Annotated in this window: 18 protein-coding genes; 11 read left to right on the forward strand and 7 right to left on the reverse strand. The window is 70.9% G+C overall.

What is annotated here, in order from left to right; all coding sequences use genetic code 11:
• Positions 1-110: 110 nt before the first annotated feature.
• From RPQ07_RS21190 to RPQ07_RS21215, 6 genes are all read left to right on the forward strand, one after another.
• Positions 111-1,064 (forward strand): LLM class F420-dependent oxidoreductase, encoded by a 954-nt coding sequence (locus tag RPQ07_RS21190; RefSeq protein WP_313945746.1) that lies wholly within the window; start codon positions 111-113, stop codon positions 1,062-1,064.
• 32 nt (positions 1,065-1,096) lie between these two features.
• On the forward strand, positions 1,097-1,858 hold the full coding sequence (locus RPQ07_RS21195) for a glucose 1-dehydrogenase (protein ID WP_313945747.1): 762 nt from the start codon (positions 1,097-1,099) through the stop codon (positions 1,856-1,858).
• A 94-nt stretch (positions 1,859-1,952) separates the two neighbouring features.
• Entirely contained in the window at positions 1,953-3,077 is a 1,125-nt protein-coding gene (locus RPQ07_RS21200; protein WP_313945748.1) for an LLM class flavin-dependent oxidoreductase, read from the forward strand.
• 443 nt (positions 3,078-3,520) lie between these two features.
• Positions 3,521-5,260 carry a D-aminoacylase gene (locus RPQ07_RS21205; RefSeq protein WP_313945749.1) on the forward strand — a complete coding sequence of 580 codons (1,740 nt, stop codon included), beginning with the start codon at positions 3,521-3,523 and terminating at the stop codon, positions 5,258-5,260.
• Entirely contained in the window at positions 5,257-6,708 is a 1,452-nt protein-coding gene (locus RPQ07_RS21210) for an aldehyde dehydrogenase family protein (protein WP_313945750.1), read from the forward strand. The genes RPQ07_RS21205 and RPQ07_RS21210 overlap by 4 nt, the downstream gene beginning before the upstream one ends.
• A 217-nt stretch (positions 6,709-6,925) precedes the next feature.
• On the forward strand, positions 6,926-8,485 hold the full coding sequence (locus tag RPQ07_RS21215; protein ID WP_313945751.1) for an APC family permease: 1,560 nt from the start codon (positions 6,926-6,928) through the stop codon (positions 8,483-8,485).
• A 79-nt stretch (positions 8,486-8,564) separates the two neighbouring features.
• On the opposite strand, the gene RPQ07_RS21220 is transcribed toward RPQ07_RS21215, so the two are convergent.
• Both RPQ07_RS21220 and RPQ07_RS21225 read right to left on the reverse strand, forming a co-directional pair.
• Entirely contained in the window at positions 8,565-10,082 is a 1,518-nt protein-coding gene (locus RPQ07_RS21220) for a CehA/McbA family metallohydrolase (RefSeq protein WP_313945752.1), read from the reverse strand.
• A gap of 125 nt (positions 10,083-10,207) precedes the next feature.
• Positions 10,208-10,540, reverse strand: a complete 333-nt coding sequence (locus RPQ07_RS21225) for a hypothetical protein (protein ID WP_313945753.1) — start codon at positions 10,538-10,540, stop codon at positions 10,208-10,210.
• A 137-nt stretch (positions 10,541-10,677) separates the two neighbouring features.
• Between RPQ07_RS21225 and RPQ07_RS21230 the strand changes: the two genes are divergently transcribed.
• Positions 10,678-11,517, forward strand: a complete 840-nt coding sequence (locus tag RPQ07_RS21230; RefSeq protein ID WP_313945754.1) for an LLM class F420-dependent oxidoreductase — start codon at positions 10,678-10,680, stop codon at positions 11,515-11,517.
• A 273-nt stretch (positions 11,518-11,790) separates the two neighbouring features.
• Here the strand turns inward: RPQ07_RS21230 and RPQ07_RS21235 are convergent, their stop codons facing one another.
• From RPQ07_RS21235 to RPQ07_RS21255, 5 genes are all read right to left on the reverse strand, one after another.
• Positions 11,791-12,060, reverse strand: coding sequence for a hypothetical protein (locus tag RPQ07_RS21235; protein WP_313945755.1), 270 nt, complete (start codon positions 12,058-12,060; stop codon positions 11,791-11,793).
• Between the two features lie 188 nt (positions 12,061-12,248).
• Entirely contained in the window at positions 12,249-12,584 is a 336-nt protein-coding gene (locus tag RPQ07_RS21240) for a hypothetical protein (protein ID WP_313945756.1), read from the reverse strand.
• The gene (locus RPQ07_RS21245) at positions 12,581-13,027 is read right to left on the reverse strand and encodes a hypothetical protein (protein WP_313945757.1); all 447 of its coding nucleotides are present in this window, start codon (positions 13,025-13,027) and stop codon (positions 12,581-12,583) included. The genes RPQ07_RS21240 and RPQ07_RS21245 overlap by 4 nt, the downstream gene beginning before the upstream one ends.
• A gap of 314 nt (positions 13,028-13,341) precedes the next feature.
• A complete protein-coding gene (locus RPQ07_RS21250; protein WP_313945758.1) occupies positions 13,342-13,824 on the reverse strand; it encodes a hypothetical protein in 483 nt (160 codons plus the stop codon).
• A gap of 484 nt (positions 13,825-14,308) precedes the next feature.
• Positions 14,309-14,536: a hypothetical protein gene (locus RPQ07_RS21255; protein WP_313945759.1), complete on the reverse strand. Its 228-nt coding sequence runs from the start codon at positions 14,534-14,536 to the stop codon at positions 14,309-14,311.
• Positions 14,537-14,711: 175 nt separating this feature from the next.
• Between RPQ07_RS21255 and RPQ07_RS21260 the strand changes: the two genes are divergently transcribed.
• From RPQ07_RS21260 to RPQ07_RS21275, 4 genes are all read left to right on the forward strand, one after another.
• Complete coding sequence (locus tag RPQ07_RS21260; protein WP_313945760.1) at positions 14,712-17,300, forward strand: bifunctional FO biosynthesis protein CofGH; 2,589 nt, start codon at positions 14,712-14,714, stop codon at positions 17,298-17,300.
• Positions 17,301-17,412: 112 nt separating this feature from the next.
• Positions 17,413-19,821, forward strand: coding sequence for a tetratricopeptide repeat protein (locus tag RPQ07_RS21265; RefSeq protein WP_313945761.1), 2,409 nt, complete (start codon positions 17,413-17,415; stop codon positions 19,819-19,821).
• A gap of 196 nt (positions 19,822-20,017) precedes the next feature.
• Entirely contained in the window at positions 20,018-20,938 is a 921-nt protein-coding gene (locus tag RPQ07_RS21270) for a zinc-binding dehydrogenase (protein WP_313945762.1), read from the forward strand.
• A 248-nt stretch (positions 20,939-21,186) separates the two neighbouring features.
• Positions 21,187-22,302 carry an ADP-ribosylglycohydrolase family protein gene (locus tag RPQ07_RS21275; protein WP_313945763.1) on the forward strand — a complete coding sequence of 372 codons (1,116 nt, stop codon included), beginning with the start codon at positions 21,187-21,189 and terminating at the stop codon, positions 22,300-22,302.
• Positions 22,303-22,326: the final 24 nt, after the last annotated feature.

Consider the following 22,326-nt stretch of genomic DNA (forward strand, 5'->3'; position numbering starts at 1 on the left):
TCCCTCCCCTTGTCTGACGCGCCATCAGATATCACGATGGTCCGGTACTCGTAATTGACGGATCGTCAGTTCTACCGGGTCGCGTCGGCGTCCGAGGCGGAGGAAGCGGCATGGCGCATGTGCAGGTACTGCCCGAAGGGCGGCTGTCGTACGGGATGCAGCTCCCGGTCCAGTCGCAGAGCACCATCTACGCCGAGTCCTGGGAGGCCGTGGCGGGCGCGGAGGATCTCGCCGAGATAGCGAGGACCGCGGACAGGACCGGCTTCGCGTACATCGCGAGCTGCGACCATGTCGCGATCCCGCGCCGGCTCGCCGACGCCATGTCCACCGTCTGGTACGACCCGGTGGCCACGCTCGCCTTCCTCGCCGGCATCACCGAACGGGTCCTGCTGCTCAGCCATGTCGCCGTGGTCGGACTGCGGCACCCGCTGGTCAGCGCCAAGCAGTACGCGACCCTGGACCATCTCTCCGGCGGGCGGCTCGTCCTCGGGGTCGGGGCCGGGCATGTGCAGGAGGAGTTCGACGCGCTCGGTGCCGACTTCGCCGGGCGCGGGCCGGTCCTCGACGAGACGATCGACGCCCTGCGGGCCGCGCTCGGGCCGGAGGAGTACCCCGAGTTCACGGGGGAGCGCTTCTCGTTCTCCGGGCTCGGCCAGCGGCCCCGTCCCGTCCAGTCGCGGATCCCCGTCTGGGTGGGCGGTTCCTCGCCGGCGGCCGTGCGCCGGGCGGCCCTGCGCGGCGACGGCTGGTTGCCCCAGGGCGATCCGCGCGGAAAGCTCCCCGGTCAGATAGCCCGGCTGCGGAAGCTGCGGGAGGAGGCCGGGATCGGCGACCCCATCGAGATCGGGGCCATCACCGAGCCCCTGTACGTGGGGGAGCCGGACTGGGAGACCGGCCGGCGGACCCTGACCGGCAAGCCCGACGCCATCGCCGAGTCGCTGCGCGCATACGCGGCCATGGGGGTGCGGCAGATCCAGGTGCGCTTCCGCAGCCGCAGCCGCGGCGAACTGACCGACCAGATGGCGGCGTTCGCCGCCGAGGTCGCCCCGCACCTCAACAGCTGAGACCGCTTGTGACGGCTCGAGGGAGTAAACCCATGGGAAAGCTCGACGGACGCGTCGTCCTCATCACGGGCGCGGCGCGCGGACAGGGTGAGCAGGAGGCGCGGCTGTTCGCGGCCGAGGGCGCCAAGGTGGTCCTCGCCGACGTGCTCGACGACCAGGGCGAGGCGCTCGCCAAGGAGCTGGGCGAGGACACGGCCGCGTACGTGCATCTCGATGTCAGCCAGGAGGACGGCTGGACCGCGGCGGTCGCCGCGGCCAAGAGCGCGTTCGGCAGGATCGACGGGCTGGTCAACAACGCGGGAATCCTGCGCTTCAACGAGCTGGTGAGCACGCCCCTGGAGGAGTTCCAGCAGGTCCTCCAGGTCAACCAGGTGGGTGTGTTCCTGGGGATCAAGACGGTCGCGCCCGAGATCGAGGCCGCGGGCGGCGGCACGATCGTGAACACCGCCTCGTACGCGGGCCTGACCGGGATGACCTACATCGGCGCGTACGCGGCGAGCAAGCACGCGATCGTCGGCCTCACCCGGGTCGCCGCCCTGGAACTCGCGGCGAAGAGGATCCGGGTCAATGCCGTGTGCCCGGGGGCGGTGGACACCCCGATGAGCAATCCGGAGGGCACGGACCCCGGGGCGCTGGACCAGCTCTACCGGAAGCTGGTGCCGCTGGGGCGGGTGGGACGGCCGGACGAGGTGGCGCGCCTCGCCCTGTTCCTGTCCTGCGAGGACTCCTCGTACATCACCGGGCAGCCGTTCGTGATCGACGGCGGCTGGCTGGCCGGAGTCAGCGTTCTCTGAGGCTCCGTCAGCTATTGACGCTTGGAGCACGCGGTGGAACAGTCGACGCATTCGATCTGACGGTCCGTCAGAAACATAGGGACGGTGAACCCCCTTGGAATTCGGGCTCTTTGTACAGGGATATGTCGGCAAGCGCGCCGAGACCGACCCGCTCGCCGAGCACAAGGCGCTGATGGAGGAGACCGAGTACGTCATCCAGGCGGACCGGAGCGGGTTCAAGTACGCCTGGGCCTCCGAGCACCACTTCCTGGAGGAGTACTCGCACCTCTCCGCCAACGACGTCTACCTCGGCTACCTCGCGCACGCGACGGACCGCATCCATCTGGGCTCGGGCATCTTCAACCCACTGGCACCCGTCAACCACCCCGTGAAGGTGGCTGAGAAGGTCGCCATGCTCGACCATCTCTCCGAGGGCCGCTTCGAGTTCGGCACCGGCCGCGGCGCGGGCAGCCACGAGATCCTCGGGTTCATGCCGGGCATCACCGACATGAACCACACCAAGGAGATCTGGGAAGAGACCATCGCGGAGTTCCCCAAGATGTGGCTCCAGGACGAGTACGTCGGCTTCCAGGGCAAGCACTGGTCCCTGCCTCCGCGGAAGATACTGCCGAAGCCGTACGGAACGTCCCACCCGGCCATGTGGTACGCCGCCGGCTCCCCGTCCTCGTACGCGATGGCCGGCAAGAAGGGGCTCGGCGTCCTCGGCTTCAGCGTGCAGAAGGTCTCCGACATGGAGTGGGTCGTCGAGTCGTACAAGACGGCCGTCAAGGAGGCCGTCGCGATCGGCGACTTCGTCAACGACAACGTCATGGTGACGTCCACCGCCATCTGCGCGGAGACGCACGAGAAGGCGGTCGAGATCGCCGTCGGCGGCGGGCTCAACTACCTCCAGTCGCTGCTGTTCCGCTACCACGACACCTTCCCCCGTCCCGAGGGCATCCCGGAATGGCCCGAGCTGCTGCCGGAGTACAGCGCGGAGATCATCGAGCTGCTCATCGCCGAGGAACTCATGATCTGCGGCGACCCGGGCGAGGTGCTCCAGCAGTGCAAGCGCTGGGAGCAGGCCGGGGCGGACCAGCTGTCGTTCGGACTGCCCATCGGGATCTCCTACGAAGACACGATGAACACCATCAAGCTGATCGGTGAGCATGTGATCCCGCAGATCGACACGGATCCGGTGCACCGGACCACGCGCTTCCGCGGGAACGCGGGAGCATGACCGGTTTCGGCGCGGGCACGTCGCCCGCGCCGGAGGGGGCAGCGGCTTCCCGGCCCGCAGCCTCGGATCAGGGCCCGGCCCGGGTGGTGCGGCAGCGGCCTGCCGCACCGGCCGGGCCGAGGCCCGCGCCCCGGCGGTCCCGCCCTGGGGCGCCGGGCTCCTGAGGGCCCGGTCCACGGGCGCCCCGGTGCCTGAGCCCCCTGATGCCGGTGCCACGACCGGCCGGCCTCCGAGCGCATGGCCCTCCGAGCGGATGGCCCTCCGGGCACCGGCGCTCTCATCGACCTCCCCGCCCGTACGCACGGTGCCTCCGCCGGCCCGCACCACGGTGACGACCCGACCCGCACCACGGTGACGACCCGACCCGCACCACGGTGATGCCCCGGCTCACCAAGCCGCCCCCGGCTCACCAAGCCGCCCCCGGCTCACAGAGAGGAACTCCCATGCTCGACCACCTCATCCGATCGGCGACCGTCGTGGACGGGACCGGCGCTCCCGCGTTCGTCGCCGACGTCGGCGTACGGGACGGCCGCATCGCCGTCATCGCCGCGCCCGGCACCGTCGAGGAGGAGGCCAGGACGAGTGAGGACGCCACCGGCCTGATCCTCACCCCCGGGTTCGTCGACCCGCACACGCACTACGACGCCCAGCTGTTCTGGGACCCGTACGCCACCCCCTCCATGAACCACGGCGTCACCACCGTCGCCGGCGGCAACTGCGGATTCACCCTCGCGCCGCTGAACCCCGAACGCCCCGAGGACGCCGACTACACCCGCCGGATGATGTCCAAGGTGGAAGGCATGTCGCTGGTCGCCCTGGAGGAGGGCGCGCCCTGGAACTGGCACACCTTCGGCGAGTACCTGGACGCGCTGGAGGGCAGGACGGCCGTCAACGCCGGTTTCATGGTGGGCCACTGTGCCCTGCGCCGCCATGTGATGGGCCCCGACGCCGTCGGCGGCACGCCCACCCCCGAGCAGCTGGAGCAGATGCTCGCCCTCTTCCACGAGGCGATGGACGCCGGTGCCTGGGGCCTGTCCACCACCCAGTCCTCCACGCACTCGGACGGCGACGGCAAACCGGTCGCCTCCCGGCACGCCGGGCCCGCCGAACTCCTCGCGCTCTCCCGCGCGGTCGCCGACCACGAGGGCACCCAGCTGGAGGCGATCGTCGCCGGCTGCTTGGACCAGTTCAGCGACGAGGAGATCGACCTCTTCGTGCAGATGTCCGCCGCCGCCGGACGCCCGCTGAACTGGAACGTGCTCACCATCGACGCGTCCGTGCCCGAACGCGTACCGCGCCAGCTGACGGCGAGCGAGCGCGCCCGCCGGGAAGGCGGCCGCATCGTCGCGCTGACCATGCCGATCCTCACCCCCATGAACATGTCGCTCGGCACGTTCTGCGCGCTGAACCTCATCCCCGGCTGGGGCGAGATCCTGGCCCTCCCGGTCCCGGAGCGGATCGAGAAGCTCCGCGACCCCGCCGTGCGCGAGGAGATGCTGCGCCGCGCCGACTCCAAGGAAGCCGGTGTCTTCCGCCGGCTCGCCAACTTCGGCCGCTACGTCATCGGCGACACCTATGCCAAGGAGAACGACGGCCTCAGCGGCCGCGTGGTCAACGACATCGCCGCCGAACGCGGCCAGGACCCCTTCACCTGCCTGGTCGAGATCTGCGCCAACGACGAACTGCGCACGGTCCTGTGGCCGATGCCCACCGACAACGACCCCGCGTCCTGGGAGCTGCGCCGGCAGACCTGGGCGCACGAGGACGTCATGCTCGGCGGCTCCGACGCGGGCGCCCATCTGGACCGGATGTGCGGCGCGCCCTACACCACCCGCTTCCTCGGCGACTGTCTGCGCGGCCGCAAGCTGCTGCCGCTGGAGGAGGCCGTGAAGATGCTGACCGACGACCCGGCGCAGCTCTTCGGCCTGCGTGAGCGGGGCCGCATCCACGAGGGCTGGCACGCGGACCTGGTGCTGTTCGACCCGGACCGTATCGAGGCCGGCCCGGCGACCCTGGTGCACGACCTGCCCGGCGACAGCCCGCGCCTGGACGCCCAGGCGATCGGCATCGTCTCGGTGCGGGTGAACGGCGTCGAGACCATCCGGGACGACCGGGTCACCGGCGCGGTCCCGGGCACGATCCTGCGTTCGGGCCGCGACACGAGGACCGTGAGCACCCGGTGAACCAGCGGCTGTTCATCGGCGGCGAGTGGGTCGAGCCCGACGACGGGTACTACGAGGTCGTCGACCCGGCGACCGAGGAGACCGTCGGCCTCGCTCCCGAGGCGAGCCGTGAGCAGGTGTACGCGGCGGCCGCCGCGGCCCGCGAGGCCTTCGCCGGCTGGTCGCGCACAAAGCCCGAGGAGCGCGCCCGGATCCTGGACGCGGCCGCCGACGTCATCCAGCGCGAGGCGGAGCCGTACGCCGAACTCGCCCGCGCGGAGAGCGGGGCGACCACCGCCACCGCGCGCGGGATGCAGGTCGCGGTCGGTGCGGCGCGCTTCCGTCGCTATGCGCGGGGCGCCCTGGAACCCGTCGAGCAGGCGCTGCCCCCGCAGATCAACGCGGCGGGCCCGATGGGGCGGGCCGGAGTGTTCGGCGCGCTCGCGGTGCGCCGTCCGGTCGGCGTCGTCACCTGCATCACCTCGTACAACAACCCCTGGGCCAACCCGGCGGGCAAGGTCGCACCCGCGCTCGCCATGGGCAACACGGTCGTCGTGAAGCCCGCCCCGCAGGACCCGCTGTCCGTGTACCGGATGGCCGAGGCGCTGGCGGAGGCGGGCGTACCGCCGGGCGTGGTGAACGTGGTGACCGGGTCCGCGCCCGCCGCCGGCGAGGCCGCGGTCGACTCCGGGGACATCGACATGGTCAGCTTCACCGGTTCGACGGAGGTCGGTCAGCGCATCGCCGAGGTCTGCGGCCGCGGAATGAAGCGCCAGCTGATGGAACTCGGCGGCAAGGGCGCGGCCCTCGTCTTCGACGACGCCGACCTCGACTCGGCCGTTCAGGGCATCGGGACGACGTTCTCCTTCTACAGCGGGCAGATCTGCACGGCCCCGACCCGGGTGATCGCGCAGCGCGGGATCCATGACCGGCTGGTGGAGAAGCTGGCGGCCTACGCCGGGCACCTCAAGACCGGCGATCCGGCCGAGCGGGGAACGGTGGTCGGCCCGGTGATCTCTGCCGCGCACCGCGACCGGGTGGAGTCCTACATCGAACTGGGCCGCAAGGAAGGCGCCCGGCTCGTCGCGGGCGGCGAGCGTCCGGAGTTCGAGAAGGGCTTCTACGTCGCCCCCACGCTCTTCGCGGACTGCACGGCCGGGATGCGCGTCGTGCGGGAGGAGATCTTCGGCCCGGTGGTGGTGGTCGTCCCCTTCGACACGGAGGAGGAGGGCATCGCGCTCGCCAACGACAGCGACTACGGCCTGATCGACTACGTGTGGTCGGGCGACGTCGCGCGGGCCTTCCGGATCGCGGGCGAGCTGCGGGCGGGCGGGGTGGGTGTGAACACCATCGGCCGGAACATGGAGGCGCCGTTCGGCGGATTCAAGCGCAGCGGGGTCGGCCGGGACGTGGGGTCCTACGCACTGCAGGCGTACAGCGAGGTGCAGGCGGTCGTCTGGCCGGGCTGAAAACAGCGCGGGAAAATTTGGAAACCGGTCAAAACGGACACTGCTGCGGTTCCCGCATTCCGGAAGGATGCCCTCACGGCCTGCGGTAGACCGGGCGATGATGTGCCGTGCCCTTTAATGCAGTGCCCATTTCCCGCGCTGGGCCATGGAATGAAAGGAGCGGTGTCCGGATCTCACACCTCCGGATATGGAAACCGCAGCCCTTAACGTCCTGTTCATGACTCAGCTGGATGCGCGGCCCCAGGCCGGAGACACGGTACGGGGCGCCTCCGACGGGGGCGTACGCACCAAGGGACTCGGCGGCAACTCCGTCGGACTGATGGGCAGCGCCGTCATCGGCGTCTCGACCGTCGCCCCCGTCTACTGTCTGACCTCCACCCTCGGCTCCACGGCCGGCGAGGTCGGGCTGCAGATGCCCGCGGTGTTCCTGGCGGGCTTCCTGCCGATGCTGCTGGTCGCCTTCGCCTACCGCGAGCTGAACCGGGTGATGCCCGACTGCGGCACGTCCTTCACCTGGACCGTGAAGGCCTTCGGGCCGCGCCTCGGCTGGATGTGCGGCTGGGGCCTGGTGATCGCGACGATCATCGTGCTCTCGAACCTGGCGGGCGTGGCCACCTCGTACTTCTGGCTCCTCGCGGGCGAGATCACCGGCAGCGGGTCGGTGGCGGCGCTCGACGACAGCAAGCCCGTGCACATCCTCACCTGCCTCGTCCTCATCGCGATCGCCACGGCGATCAGCTACCGGGGCATGACCGCGACCAAGGGCGTGCAGTACGCGCTCGTGGGCCTGCAACTGCTCGTGCTGGCCGTCTTCGTCGCGATGGCCTTCCAGAAGGCGGGCAGCGGCGAGTTCTCGACCGGTCTCGACTTCTCCTTCTCCTGGCTGAACCCCTTCGCCGTGCAGTCCTTCGCAGCCTTCACCGCCGGACTGTCCCTCTCGATCTTCATGTACTGGGGCTGGGACGCCTGCCTGACCGCCAACGAGGAGACGACCGGCAGCGACAGGACCCCCGGCCGCGCCGCCCTCATCGCGATGGTCGTCCTGGTCGGCTCCTACCTCGCCACTGGCGTCGCCGCCCAGATGGCCGTCGGCTCCGGTGAAAAGGGCCTCGGACTCGCCAACCCCGAGACCTCCGACAACGTCTTCGCGGCGCTCGCCGGCCCGGTGATGGGCCCCGGCCTCGGCATCCTGCTCTTCCTCGCGGTCCTCGCGTCGGCGGCGGCCAGCCTCCAGACGACGTTCATCCCCGTCGCCCGCACGGTGCTCGCGATGTCGGCGTACGAGGCCCTGCCGCCGTCGTACGCCCGCGTCCACCCGCGCTTCAAGACCCCGGGCCGCGCGACCGTGGTGGCCGGTGTCGCCACCGGCGTCTTCTACACGGTGATGACCCTGGTCAGTGAGCACGTCCTGGTCGACACCATCTACGCCCTCGGCCTCATGATCTGCTTCTACTACGCCCTCACGGCCTTCGCCTGCGCCTGGTACTTCCGTCGCGAACTCCTGAACTCCGGACGCGACTTCGTCTTCAAGGGCCTCTTCCCGCTGCTGGGCGGTGTCCTGCTGGCCGCGGTGTTCGGCAAGACGCTGTACGACATGTGGGACCCGGCGTACGGCAGCGGCTCGGCGGTCTTCGGTGTCGGCTCGGTCTTCGTGATCGGCGTCGGGCTGCTGCTGCTCGGCGTGGTGCTGATGCTGGTGATGCAGCGCCGCAGCCCGGCGTTCTTCCGCGGCGAGGTACTGACGAAGGACACGCCGTCGCTGGTGACGGCGGACTGACCGGACGGGCTGCCGGGGTCCCGGGGGGTCCCCGGCAGCCCGTCCGCGTACTGCGAGGTCCCGGCAGCCCTTCCGCGTCCTACTTCCCGAGGAACACCGGGTTGGTGAACGCGGCGAGCGGACCCGGCAGCCCCGGCACGAGAACCGGGTGCCGGACCTCGGCGCGTACATAGGTCGCGTACTGCGGAGTCGTACGCCACTCCACCGTCCCCGTGCCCGACGCCGGCAGGGTCACGGTGTGCAGCACGCCCTGGTCGGTCACGAACCGCGCCGAGCAGCCCGGGGCGCCGGTGACCTCGAGGCGGACCGTCACCGGGGTGTCCTCGTCGACGCGCAGGCGCTCACCGATCCCGGCCTGCTTCCCGCGGCCTCCCGTCGCCGAGAACGACAGCGACACCGCCTTCGACTCGGCGACATAGCTGCGGCCCGCCCTGATGCCCTCGAGGATCGCCTCCCGGGTCAGGTCGTCGGCGAGCACCACGGTCTGCGGGGTGCCGATGGGGTCCGGGTCGCGGTGCGCGTCGCTGTTGCCCATGGCCGGGGTCCAGCGCCCGCGCGAACGGGCGGCGACGGCCAGCGTGCTGTCCCAGTCCGCGAGCGACACCTCGTCGTCGGGCGTGTAGGGGCCGTTCCACACCTCCAGCGCGTCCGCCTCGCCGAAGCCGAACTTCCAGTTGCAGCCGATGCAGGTGGCGTGCGGGTGCGCGGGCACGACCAGACCGCCGGCCCGCCGGATCTCGCCCGCGTAGTGCCCGAAGCGGTTGTCCTTGGCGCGGTAGCGCCAGTCGACGAACGTCCCCGGGTCGGTGCCGAGCGCCAGGACGTGCCCGTTGCGGGTCGTGACCTCCTCGCCCGTCAGGATGAGCAGATCGTCGCCCGCGAGGTCCGCCCAGTGCGCGTGCGCGGAGTGCGTGTTGTGCTCGGAGGAGTTGATGAAGTCGAGCCCGGCTGCCCGTGCCAGTGTGGCGATCTCGGCGAGGGTGCGCCGGCCGTCCGAGTACACGGAGTGCACATGGCAGTCGCCCCGGTACCAGGCCCGGCCACGGCCCTTGGCCCGCTCCGGCGGATAGACGGGCTTCGGCGTCCGGCCGGGGGCGCCGTACCGCAGGGTGATGGTCACCTCGTACGCGAGACCCTGCGGCGCCACGGTGTACGGCCCGAGCGCGATGTGCCACGTCCCGGCGCGCACGGGCCCCGGGATGTACCCGGGCGTCGCCTCGTCGGCCCGGATGAAGAACTCGGTGCGGGCGCCGCCCGACCAGCCGCGGAACCCCTTGCCGCCGAGCGCCGTGCCCCGCTCGTCGAAGATGCCGATGTCCAGGGCGTTGCCCTGGGTGCCCGCCGGTACGACGGGCCGCTCGTAGCTGTACGCCACGTGCAGTTCCCGTACGCCCCGCGGAATCTCGACGGGCAGGTACACGAAGTCGGGCGAGCCCGGCGGCAGGGTGCCGCGGACGACCTCGGTGTGGTCGCCGGTGTTGTCCCCGGCGCCGGCAGGCGCGGCGTTCGCGAAGCTCACAGTGCCCAACGTAAGGGCGGCTGCGGCTCCCGTCACGAGCAGACCGCGTCTACCCAGCGCGTGTTCGTCCTTGCACATGGCGTCGGCTCCCCAGGGGCGGTGAGTGGGACAGGAGTGGTGTACTCAAACCCTGGTATTGAGCCGTGAACTGCCGTGCAAGGGAAGGGGTTCGGCGGATGGCGGCCGCCTTTCGGGGGCGGTTCTCAGCCGGTCTGCTTCTTCCGCCGCTGTACGAGGAGCGCGATGATGACGATCAGCGCGACGATGATGACCAGGCCGATGATCAGCCCGGCCCCGAAGCCGCCCTTCTTCTTCTTTTTCTTCTTGCTCTTGCGGGCCTTGTCGACCGTCGAGGCCTGGGTGTCCGCCTGGGCGACGGTCGACGAGGTGCCGGCCTGCGGCGCCGAGCCCGGCTTCTGAACCGCCGTCACCGCCGTCACCGCGGTCGGCGCGGGCGATGCCGAAGCGACCGGCGCACCCACCAGCAGTGCCCCGGACAGCACCAGGGCCGTGGTGGCGATACGTACACGCATCATGAAGCGGAACCTCCCCGTTGTGGCCGAGGGCCTGATCCAGAAGACAGGCTCTGGCCCGGTGTCGCCGGGCTCTCGGCATCTGGCACCGTACGGCATACGTTTGGGCCGCCACCAGAGACGATGACGGAGGGTTCCGTATGCGGATCTCGACCACGATCTTCCTCACCGACGAGACGATCACGCCGGTACGGCTCGCACGCGAACTGGAGGAGCGGGGCTTCGCCGGGCTCTATCTGCCCGAGCACACCCACATCCCGGTGGAGCGCGTGACGCCGTACCCCGCGGGCGGCGACCTCCCGCCCGAGTACGGCCGCACGCTGGATCCCTTCGTGGCCCTCGGCCAGGCGGCGGCGGTCACCTCGGAGCTCGGCCTCGGCACGGGCATCACCCTGATCGCCCAGCACGACCCGATCGACCTGGCGAAGCAGATCGCCACGCTGGACTTCCTGGCCGGTGGCCGCTTCACGCTGGGTCTCGGCTTCGGCTGGAACAAGGAGGAGGCGGCGGACCACGGCGTCGAGTGGACGACGCGTCGCGAACTGGGCCGCGACCGGATGCGCCTGATGAGGGCGCTGTGGACGGCGGAACCGACGGCGTACAAGGGCGAGTTCGGCTCGGTCCGCGCCTCCGACGCCTACCCGAAGCCGATCAGCGGCCCCCGCACCCTGATCGGCGGCGCGGCGGGCCCGAAGCTGTTCTCCCACATCGCGGAGTACGCGGACGGCTGGCTCCCGATCGGCGGCCGCGGCCTGTCGGAGTCGCTCCCGGTCCTGCGCGAGGCCTGGTCGGCGGCGGGCCGTTCCGAGAACTCCCTGCAAGTGGTCCCGTACGCGGTCCTGCCCTCACCGGGCAAGCTGGCGCACTACGCGGAACTGGGTGTGGAGGAGGTCGTGCTGCAACTCCCGCCGGAGGGTGAGAGCGAGGTGCTGCGGGTGCTGGACGAGTACGGGCAGTACGTGGAGACCTCGGGGGCCTGAACGGTCGGAGCGCCGCTGCGGGGCCCCTGAAGGGGCACGAGGGCGGCGGCGGGTACGGCGGCGACGGTGAGCAGAGCGACGAGGACGAGCCGTGAGGTGGTCACGCCCCCAGAGGCTGCCGCGATCTTGGGGGCGGGCCGGGGAGACACGCGTGCGGGGGCGCGGGTGGTACCCGGAGGGGGGATGGGTCGTGTACTGGGGGTGCGGGCGGGTGGGGCTTTCAGTACACGTTGAGGGACGGGCGGGGTGGAGCTCTGGTCGATCCGCTGAGGTTCACCAGGGAACGACCACGGGTTTGCGCAGCCAGAAACCGTGCCAAGTCGTACCGGAGGACGGCCGCAGCCAGGGGCGGAGTTCGCCGGTCCCGTCGGGCTCTGTCCGGTGCATGAAGCGCGCGTCGAGAGCTCTCAGGAGGCCGGCCAGGGCCGCCTGGGCGGTGTCGGGGAGTTCACCGAGGGAAACCTGCAGCTGGTCCCTGGAGTCGAGGTCGTTGGAGTAGGCACTGATGGGGTACTGACCCTCGACCTGCCAGTCGGCCTCCATACGCCGAACCAATCGCTCCCAGAACAAGAACCTGTTCTTGAGCGAGTAGACAGGCTCGGTGATCTTTTCCCGGACGTCTGGCGCCACTCGCGAGCGCTCGACGCTCAATCGTCGTGCGTCGCTTGCTTTGATGCTCGCGAGAGTTGCCTCCGTCAAGGACGCCCATGTCGCGTCGGTGTCAGGCGCGTTCATGACGGGTCCGGCGGGACCGACTCGGCTGCTGAGGTGATGATCGACCCTCTGGTGAGCAGGCCAACGCCTTCTCCCGACACATGAATTCTGGCCGCGTGGGGAGGATCGAAGAACTCCACGAATCGTCCTTCGTATCGCTCGATTCGATCCAGAGTGAGTCGCACCTGGGGGTGCCCGCGGCCGGAAATCTCGTCGCTGGTGAAGACATCGCCGACGCGAGGCACGCCCCCGACGCACCGGACGATGCAGGTCCCTCCGGTGTCGCTCGACTCCTCCAGGGATTCGATCTGAATCCTGCTCATTTCGGCCATGGTGTCAGGGGTCTCCGTCATGGGGAGCTCGTTGCCGTAAACGCGATGTATTCGTACTCTTCCTCGAAGATGACGATCATCTTGTGCTGGTCCAGGGAAAGGAGAGTGACATCTCGGCCGATTGCCGTGAGTAGCGCCTCGGCCCAACCTGGCGACTTGCAGGCGCATTTCAGCCATGGAAAGTTTCGCAGTCCGGTCTGAGTGAGCAATGCGTCCCCCAAGTCGGTACACCTTGCCATGGATTCAATCCAGGACCCCAGCTCCGCCAGGTTTTCCGTGACGATCGAATGCGCAGGTCGAGAATCCGTGCGTCGAAATGTCGACAACGATTCGCTTACCCAGTCCGGGGTTTCGAAGTCGTTCGTGAATCCCAGAAAAACTTCAGCCGGCAAGCTCTGCTCGATGTGAACCTTCCGCTTCTTCTCTGTCGAGAGAAGTAGCCTATCTCTCAATTCCTCACCCATGGCCCGAACGTCCTATCGCTCTTTGTGGTAGATGTGATGCTTGTCGCCGACCTGTTGGTATCGCTCTCCCATCATGTCCACGTTATGGCCGCCTCCCTTCTACTGTCCGGCATGGAAGTGCGTCCCCGTTGCCGGTGCGTGGCACGTGGATGTGCATCTCGGAGAGGATCTCCCGGGCCACCGCCGATGGCACCTGCACGGATGCGTGGGACGACAGTTCTGCAGGACTCAGCTCGACCGGTCATTCGGCCTCCCGCGCGAGTACCCCGGGTGGTGTGACGCCGTGCGGTCCGCTGGGCGGCCCGAGCGCCGGATCAGCCCAAGCTGACGCTCCACACATCGCCGTGCCCCACCCATGAGTCGCGCTCTTCATGGTCGTTGCTCACGATCACCGACACCTTCGTCGCCGCTGCCCGGTACTCGAGAAAGTCGCCCTGATCCGTCTCCGCGAGGGCGGGGGAGTCGGGAGTCCGAGCGAGTTCCTCTCGCAAGTCGGCCCATGGCAGGTACTGCGGGAGGTCGACCTGCATGTCCTGACGCCACTTCTCGGCTCGCTCGTATCCCGACGCCAACCTGTGCAGTTCGAGCGCCCCGCCGCTCACCACCCAGTCCGGCCCCGGGTTGAAGTAGAACTCCAGGAAGCCATAGTCCCGTCGCAGGGAGAGGCCGCTCTCGTCCACCACGTCCACGTGGCTGGAGGGAATGGCCCGGTCGACCTCGCTGAGGGTCGAGCCGATGCCGACCCCGTGCAGCCGACCCGTCGCTACGAACGAGGCGATCAGTTGAATGGCGGTCACGGCCACGTCTCCAGTTCGGCGCGCCTCCTCATCTCGGGCGCGGTTCTTCCTCTTGTCCAGTTGTTGCCTGTAGTCCGCGCCGGCCGCTACCCCGCCAGTTCTCGGAGGATGGCTGCGAGGTCCTCAGTCGCTGCGGCGCAGAACCCCTGATCGCTGGTAGTGATCGAAAGGGCTGCCTCGTTGAACAACGAGCCATCCGGCCCCGCCTTCTCGATCAAGCGCGACGGGGCGATCATCCAGTTCCTCCTGGATGTGAACGTCCACTCCGCGTTCGTGGGAGCCGTGCGCGCGGCCGAATCGAAGATCTCTCGAAGTTCGTCATGCGGTGTCTCGAATCGCCACGCGACAAAAGGAACTTGGAGATACCCGTATGTCGGGTGCCTCTCAACAGGGTGCCTGAACCATGCCAGGCAGCCGTATGCACTGAGGACTTCCCTCGCTCGCTCGCCGCGCGATGGTGTGCTCGACGAATCTGCCGCGGTGTTCACCGGCGCCCCCACGGCTGAGACAACGTGCGTTCCAGCGCATGCGCGTACACCCGGAATCCCTCCCGCATCCCTTCCGGTGACGACGACGAAGGCATCAGCACCTCCGCGAGGAACCTGACCCGCCACATACGGAAGACGTCCTCGATGCCGCCGAGCGGTCCGAAAACGGTACGTGCCGCCGACGCTTCAGAGGCTGCCGGCCACTGCTCTGCCATCGGGGTCATCAGCGTGCTCCTGCGGCTACGGGAAGTCGCCCATCACGTGCTCCACGCCCCCTCGCCTCGCGGCCTCGAGGTGCGGACCCACAAACGTACGCGATCAGCCCTCCCCCCCGGCCGAGCCCCGCCCCCCGGACTGCGCCCCCTACCCACCACACCACCAGCTCGTATCCTCGACCCCATGACCGATCACCAGCCCGAACCCCCCGCGCGGCCCACCCGGAACGCCATGCGGCGCGCACTCAAGCGCGCCCGGGACGGGGTGGCTCTCGATGTCGGGGAGGCCGCCGTGCTGTTGCAGGCGCGGGGGGAGGATCTCGACGATCTCTGTGCGTCCGCCGCGCGGGTGCGGGACGCCGGGCTGGAGGCTGCCGGGCGGGCCGGGGTCATCACGTACTCCAAGAGCGTGTTCATTCCGCTCACCCGGCTGTGCCGGGACAAGTGCCACTACTGCACCTTCGCCACCGTCCCCGGCAAGCTCCGGCGCGCCGGGCACGGGATGTTCATGTCGCCCGACGAGGTGCTCGCCATCGCCCGACGCGGGGCCGAGATGGGGTGCAAGGAAGCCCTCATCACGCTCGGCGACAAGCCCGAGGACCGGTGGCCCGAGGCGCGGGAGTGGCTGGAGGCCGAGGGGTACGACGACACCATCGCGTACGTACGGGCCATGGCAATCCGGATCCTGGAGGAGACCGGGCTGCTGCCGCACCTCAACCCCGGGGTCATGACCTGGACCGACTTCCAGCGGCTCAAGCCCGTGGCGCCGTCCATGGGGATGATGCTGGAGACCACCGCGACCCGGCTGTGGAGCGAGCCCGGCGGGCCGCACCACGGGTCGCCCGACAAGGAACCCGCCGTGCGGCTGCGCGTGCTGGAGGACGCGGGGCGCAGCTCCGTGCCGTTCACCAGTGGGCTGCTGATCGGGATCGGGGAGACGTACGAGGAGCGCGCGGACTCGCTGTTCGCGCTGCGCCGGATCTCCCGGGCGTACCACGGCATCCAGGAACTGATCCTGCAGAACTTCCGCGCCAAGCCGGACACGGCGATGCGCGGTATGCCGGACGCCGAGCTGGACGAGCTGGTGGCCACCGTCGCCGTCGCCCGGCACATCATGGGCCCGTCCGCCTGTCTTCAGGCACCGCCGAACCTCGTGGACAGCGAGTACGGACGGCTCATCGGCGCCGGCATCGACGACTGGGGCGGGGTCTCGCCGCTGACCATCGACCATGTGAACCCGGAGCGGCCCTGGCCGCAGATCGACGTCCTCACCGAGCAGTCGGCCGCCGCGGGCTTCCGGCTGGAGGAACGGCTCTGTGTGTACCCGGAGTTCGTCCGGCGCGGTGAGCCGTGGCTCGATCCGCGGCTCATGCCGCACGTACGGGCACTGGCCGATCCGGAGACCGGGCTCGCCAACCCCGACGCCCCCGTCCAGGGCCACCCGTGGCAGGAGCCCGACGAGGGCTTCACCGCCGTCGGACGCACCGATCTGCACCGCACCATCGACACCGACGGCCGCACCCACGACCGCCGCGACGACTTCGACGAGGTGTACGGCGACTGGGAGTCGCTGCGCGAGGCCGCGGCGCCCGGGATGGTGCCGCAGCGCATCGACACGGATGTGCGCGGTGCGCTGAAGACCGCGGCCGACGATCCCACCCGGCTCACCGACGACGAGGCACTCGCCCTGCTGCACGCCGACGGGCCGGCCCTCGACGCCCTGACGAGGATCGCGGACGAGCTGCGCCGCGATGTCGTGGGCGACGACGTCACCTACATCGTCACGCGCAACATCAACTTCACCAACGTCTGTTACACCGGCTGCCGTTTCTGCGCCTTCGCGCAGCGGCGCACCGACGCCGACGCGTACACCCTCTCCCTCGACCAGGTCGCCGACCGGGCGGCGCAGGCGTGGGACGTCGGTGCGGTGGAGGTGTGCATGCAGGGCGGTATCCACCCCGACCTGCCGGGCACGGCGTACTTCGACATCGCGCGCGCGGTGAAGGAGCGCGTCCCGGGGATGCATGTGCACGCGTTCTCCCCGATGGAGGTCGTCAACGGCGCCTCCCGGACCGGTCTGTCGATCCGCGAGTGGCTGACCGCCGCGAAGGAGGCCGGGCTCGACTCGATCCCGGGCACCGCGGCCGAGATCCTCGACGACGAGGTCCGCTGGGTGCTGACGAAGGGCAAACTGCCCACCGCGACCTGGATCGAGGTCGTCACCACGGCGCACGAACTCGGCATCCGGTCCAGCTCGACCATGATGTACGGGCATGTGGACCAGCCCCGGCACTGGCTCGGCCACTTCCGGACGCTGGCGCGGATCCAGCAGGAGACCGGCGGGTTCACGGAGTTCGTGACCCTGCCCTTCATCCACACCAACGCGCCCGTCTATCTCGCCGGTATCGCCCGGCCGGGGCCGACCACCCGCGAGAACCGCGCCGTGATGGCGATGGCCCGCCTTCTGCTGCACCCGCACATCACCAACATCCAGACCAGCTGGGTGAAACTGGGCACGGAGGGCGCGGCCGAGATGCTGCGCTCGGGCGCCAACGACCTCGGCGGCACCCTGATGGAGGAGACCATCTCCCGTATGGCGGGCTCCAGTTACGGCTCGTACCGCTCGGTGAAGGATCTGGTCGCGATCGCCGAGGCGGCGGGCCGGCCGGCGAAGCCGCGGACGACGCTGTACGGCGAGGTGTCCGAGGAGCGGCAGCAGGCCGCCGCCGCGTCCGACGGACATCTTCCGGAGCTGCTGCCCCTGGTGGACTGACCGCATGCGCCGCGCCGCCGCCCGGGCCGCGATCCGGCGCGGCTACTGACCCACGCCGTACGGTCACGCGCCGGGACCTCGCCCGCGGCCGGGTCTGGGGGACACTTGGACCATGGCCGGGTCGAGACCGTCGATGCAGCAGATCCTGAAGAGCCGTCAGCACTTCGTCGGGCGACGGGAGGAACTGGCCCGGTTCCGGGGGAACTTCGACATCCCGCCCGAGGACGAGCGGCACTGCTTTATCTTCCATGTCCACGGCAGCGCGGGCGTGGGCAAGAGCGCTCTCGTCCGCCGGCTCGAGGACGCGGCCCGCGAGCGCGGTGCTCTGACGGCGTACGTCGACGAGAGCGTCAACAGCGTTCCGGAGGCCATGACCGCGCTGTGCGGCCACTTCGAGCGGCAGGGCCACCCGCTGAAGGCGCTCGACCGGATGCTGGCGACCTACCGGCAGCGGCGGTACGAGGCCGAGGCGCTCGCCCCCGAGCCGGCCGGCCCCGAGGGACCGGGCGCCACGGGACCGGGTCGCGAGGCGCAGGAGCCGAACGGCGCATCCGTGGCCGTCACCCGCGCGGGGCTCGCCGGGCTCGGACTCCTCCCCGGGGTCGGCCCGTTCACGGCGATGGTCGACCCTGCGCAGCTCGCCCAGGGAACGGAGAAGCTGCGGGCCGCGCTCGCGGCCCGCTTCCGCAACCACGACGACGTCCAGCTGGTCCTGGACCCCCTGCGCACCCTGACCCCCGTGCTCGCCGCCGAACTGGAGCGGGTCGCCGAACGGGCGCCCTGGATCGCGCTGTTCTTCGACACGTACGAGCGCACCGGGCCGTTCCTCGACGACTGGCTGCGGGACCTGCTGACGACCGAGCGGTACGGCGCTCTGCCCGCGAACATCGTCGTCACCACCGCCGGGCAGCGCCCCCTCGACCCGGTCCGCTGGGGGGACTGCGTCGGCCTCGTCACCGAGCTCCCGCTCCGGCCGTTCACCGACGCCGAGGCGCGCCAACTCCTCGCCGCCAAAGGGGTGCTGGACGAGACGGTCGTACGGGACGTGCTCCATCTCTCCGGCCGGCTGCCGGTGCTGGTCTCCACGCTCGCCGAGAACCCGGGAGACGTCGGCGACCCGAGCGCCACGGCCGTCGAGCGTTTCCTGAAGTGGGAGACGGAGCCGGTGCGCCGCGCCGCCGCGCTCGAAGGCGCGCTGCCCCGCCACCTCGACGAGGACCTGTTCCACGCGGTCGCGGGCGACGGCGCGGGACGGGAGGAGGGACTGTACGGCTGGTTGCGCTCGCTGCCGTTCGTCAGTGAACACGGCGGCCGGGCCCGCTATCACGATGTCGTCCGCGCCCCCATGCTGCGGCTGCGGCGTACCGGGTCTCCGCAGCGGTGGAGCGAGAGCCACGGCCGGCTCGCTGCGGTGTACGCGGCCCGGTGTGCCGAGGCCGGCGGCACCGCCCCGCTGTGGGCGGACGAATCCTGGCGGGCGGCGCGTGTCGAGGAGGTGTACCACCTGCTGTGCGCCCGGCCCCGGACAGCGCTCCCGGCAGTCCTCCAGGACGGCGTGGCCGCCTGCGGCGAGGGGATCGCCGTCGCGCGCGGCTGGGCACGGGCCGTCGCCGAGGCCGGGGAGGACGGCGGGGCGCAGGAGCTGGGCAGCTGGGGCCGGGAGTGCCTCGCCGCGCTGGAGGACGAACGGCTGGGCGCGGTACGGGTGCTGGGCCTGCTCATCGGCCGCTCCGATGCGGACGACGGCGTACGGGCGCTCGCGTACGCGGCCCGCGGGCGGCAGTTCTTCCGCCTGGACGCGTACGAGGAGGCGCTCGCCGACTACGGGCAGGGCATCGCGCTGGCACCGGACGACCCGTCGGTGTACCGGGGGCGCGCGGTGGTGCACCGGGCGGCGGGTGGGTTCGACGAGGCGCTGGAGGATCTGGACAAGGCCGAGGAGCTGCTGCCCGGTTCGCCGGAGACCGTGCGCGAACGCGGCGAGACCTACCGGCGGGCGGGACGGCTCGCGGAGGCGGACGCGGAGCTCGGCCGGGCACTGGCGCTGGAGCCGGGGGACTGGCTGGCGCACGGCAGCCGGGGTCAGACCCGGTACCAGCAGGGCCGTCTGCGGGAGGCGCTGACGGATCTGGACCGGGCGGTGGAGCTGGGGGACGCGTATGTGTGGGCGCTGGTGAGGCGTGCGCATGTACGGCTGCGGCTGCACGACTTCGAGGGTGCGCTGGAGGATCTCGACCGGGCGGACCGGCTGGCGCCGGACACCGCGGCGACGGTGGGGGAGCGCGGTGAGGTGTACCGCTTCATGGGCCGCAACGAGGAGGCGGTCGAGCAGTTCGACCGGGCTCTGGCGCTCAATCCGGTGTACACGTGGGCGCTCGGCAGCCGGGCGATGGCGTACGCGGCGCTGGGGCGGCCCGAGAGGGCGCTGGCGGACCTGGAGCGGGCCCTGGCGCTCGACCCGGACTACGCGTGGGCCCTGACGCAGCGGGATCGGCTGCGGGACGGAGCCGCGCCGGGGTGACGCGGCCCGTGACGCGGGCCGCCGACATCTCGGCGAGCGTCCGTGGCAGGGGCCGTCGACAGCGGCAAGGTCGGCACGGCAGGTGCCGTGAACGCCCGCCGCCCCACGCATGCAGCGATCAGCACCGTGTTCAGCACCACGCACAGCACCGATCCGGCACGCCGTGCGGACCGACCACCGTCACCAAGGAGCCGACATGTCCGTCAGAGCCCTCGTCGTGGACCCGTCCGCGACCGACGCCGTTCGTCTGACCGAAGTGTGTGAGCCCGTACCAGGGCCCGGACAGGTGCTCGTGGACGTCCACCACGTCTCGCTCAACCATGGCGACCTCAACGACGCCCGGTCGGGACGCGTACCCGAGGGGGCCGTGCTGGGCTCGGACGCCGCCGGGGTGGTGGTGCGGTCCGAGGGCGCGGGGCCCGCGGTGGGCACCCGGGTCGTCGCCCTCTCGGCCGGCGCCTTCGCGGAGCGGATCGCGGTGGACGCGGACGCCCTGGCCGAGATCCCGGAGGGGGTCTCCCTGGCGGAGGCGGCGGCGCTGCCGGTCGCGGGGATCGCCGCGCTGCGGTCCCTGCGGGCCGGGGGCATCGCCGCGGGCAAGCGGGTACTGGTCACCGGCGCATCGGGCGGGGTCGGACGGTTCGCGCTGCAACTCGCCGCGGCCGCGGACGCCCATGTGATCGCCTCGGTGGGCTCGGCCGCCCGGCGCGAGGGCCTGGTCAAGGCGGGCGCGGACGAGGTGGTGGTGGGCCTGGAGGGTGTGGACCGGCCGGTCGACGTGATCATCGACAGCGTCGGCGGCCCGCAGATGGTCGCGGCCTGGGATCTACTGGCGCCGGGCGGCAGCCTGCAGAGCGTCGGCTGGACGTCGGGGGAGCCGGCCGTCTTCCCGCCGTACTCGACGATCGGGCCGGCCAAGTCGCTCACGTCGTTCCTCAACGACCTGTCCGCGCCGGCCGTCGACCTCGCTCTCCTGGTCGGTTACGCCGCTGACGGCCGCCTCGCGGTGGAGATCGGCTGGCAGGGTCCGTGGAAGAGGTTCGCGGACGCGGCCCACGCCCTGCGCCGGCGCACGGTGCGGGGCAAGGCGGTGCTGCGGGTGACGGCGACGATGTGAGCCACGGGCGCCGGGCGACGGACGGCCGGTGCGCGGCGGCGGGCGCGGGCGGCCGGCTCGCGGCGGGGTGGGGAGCCGGTTGAGGCTGGGGTCCCTGGGGCCCCTGATGCGCGACTCGCTCAAATCCGGCCCGACGTGCGACCCATCACATACTGCATCCGCCCCCTTACAGCCCTGAACCGATCTCGCGCGGTCGATTAAAGTGCTCCGCCAGGTGCATTCGTTCGACGTCCAGGGAGGGACGCGGGGTGAGCGCAGCAGCCACAGCCGTCTGGGGGCGTGCGGAGCAGCAGGACTTCCGTGCCCGGGTGCGCGGCGCCCTGCTCGGCGGCGCCATCGGCGACGCGCTGGGCGCCGGGGTCGCGTCCCTCACCCTGGACGAGATACGCGCCACACACGGGCAGGACGGCATCGGCGATCTCGTACCCGCCCACGGCCGCCGCGGCGCCGTGACCGCGGCCACCCAGCTCACCCTGTTCACCGTCGACGGGCTCATACGCGCCCAGGTCCGCCGCGACACCGGTGCCTGGCATCCGCCCACCGATGTGCACCGCGCGTATCTCAGATGGGCCGCCACCCAGCGCGACTGGGGACCCGACGAGCGCCGCAAGGACAACGGCTGGCTCGCCCGTGAGGAGTGGCTCTACACCCGGCGCGACCCCTCCCGGTCGACCCTGGTCGGCCTCGGCGACGAGTCGATGGGCACCCTGGAGGCGCCCAAGAACCCGACGGCGCGCGATGCCGGCGCGCTCGCCCGGTCCGCCCCGTTCGGGCTGCTCGTCGGCTGGGAGCCGCAACTGGTGTGCCAGCTGGCGGTGGAGTGCGCGGCCCAGACGCACGGGCACCCGACCGCGTATCTCTCGGCGGGTGCCTTCGCGGTCATCGTGCACGGACTGGCCCGCGGGGAGACGCTCGACGGCTCCGTGCAGCGCGCGCTCGCCCTGCTGGCCGCCCGCCCGGGGCACCAGCCCGTCACGGACGCCCTCAAGCACGCGCTGGGCGCCGTACGCCAGGGCATTCCGAGCCCGGCGCGCATCGCGTCCCTCGGCGAGGGCCATCACGCCGAGGACGCGCTCGCCATCGCCGTCTACTGCGCGCTCGTCGGCGAGGACATCCGGCACGGCCTGCGGCTCGCGGTGAACCACGACGGCCCCTCGGAGACCACGGGCATCGTGACCGGCTCGCTGCTCGGGGCGCTGCACGGCGAGACGGCGCTGCCGCCCGCCTGGCTGTCCGAGATCGAGGGCCGTCCCACGATCCTGGAGCTCGCCGACGACTTCGCGATGGAGATGACCCAGGGGCCGGCTCTGCACGGACCGACGATCAACTCCCCCGGCTGGCTGGCCCGTTACCCCCGCAGCTGAAGGGGCCGGTCGCGCTTTCGGCAC

Source organism: Streptomyces sp. AM8-1-1 (assembly GCF_032229325.1).
Classification (GTDB): domain Bacteria; phylum Actinomycetota; class Actinomycetes; order Streptomycetales; family Streptomycetaceae; genus Streptomyces; species Streptomyces achmelvichensis.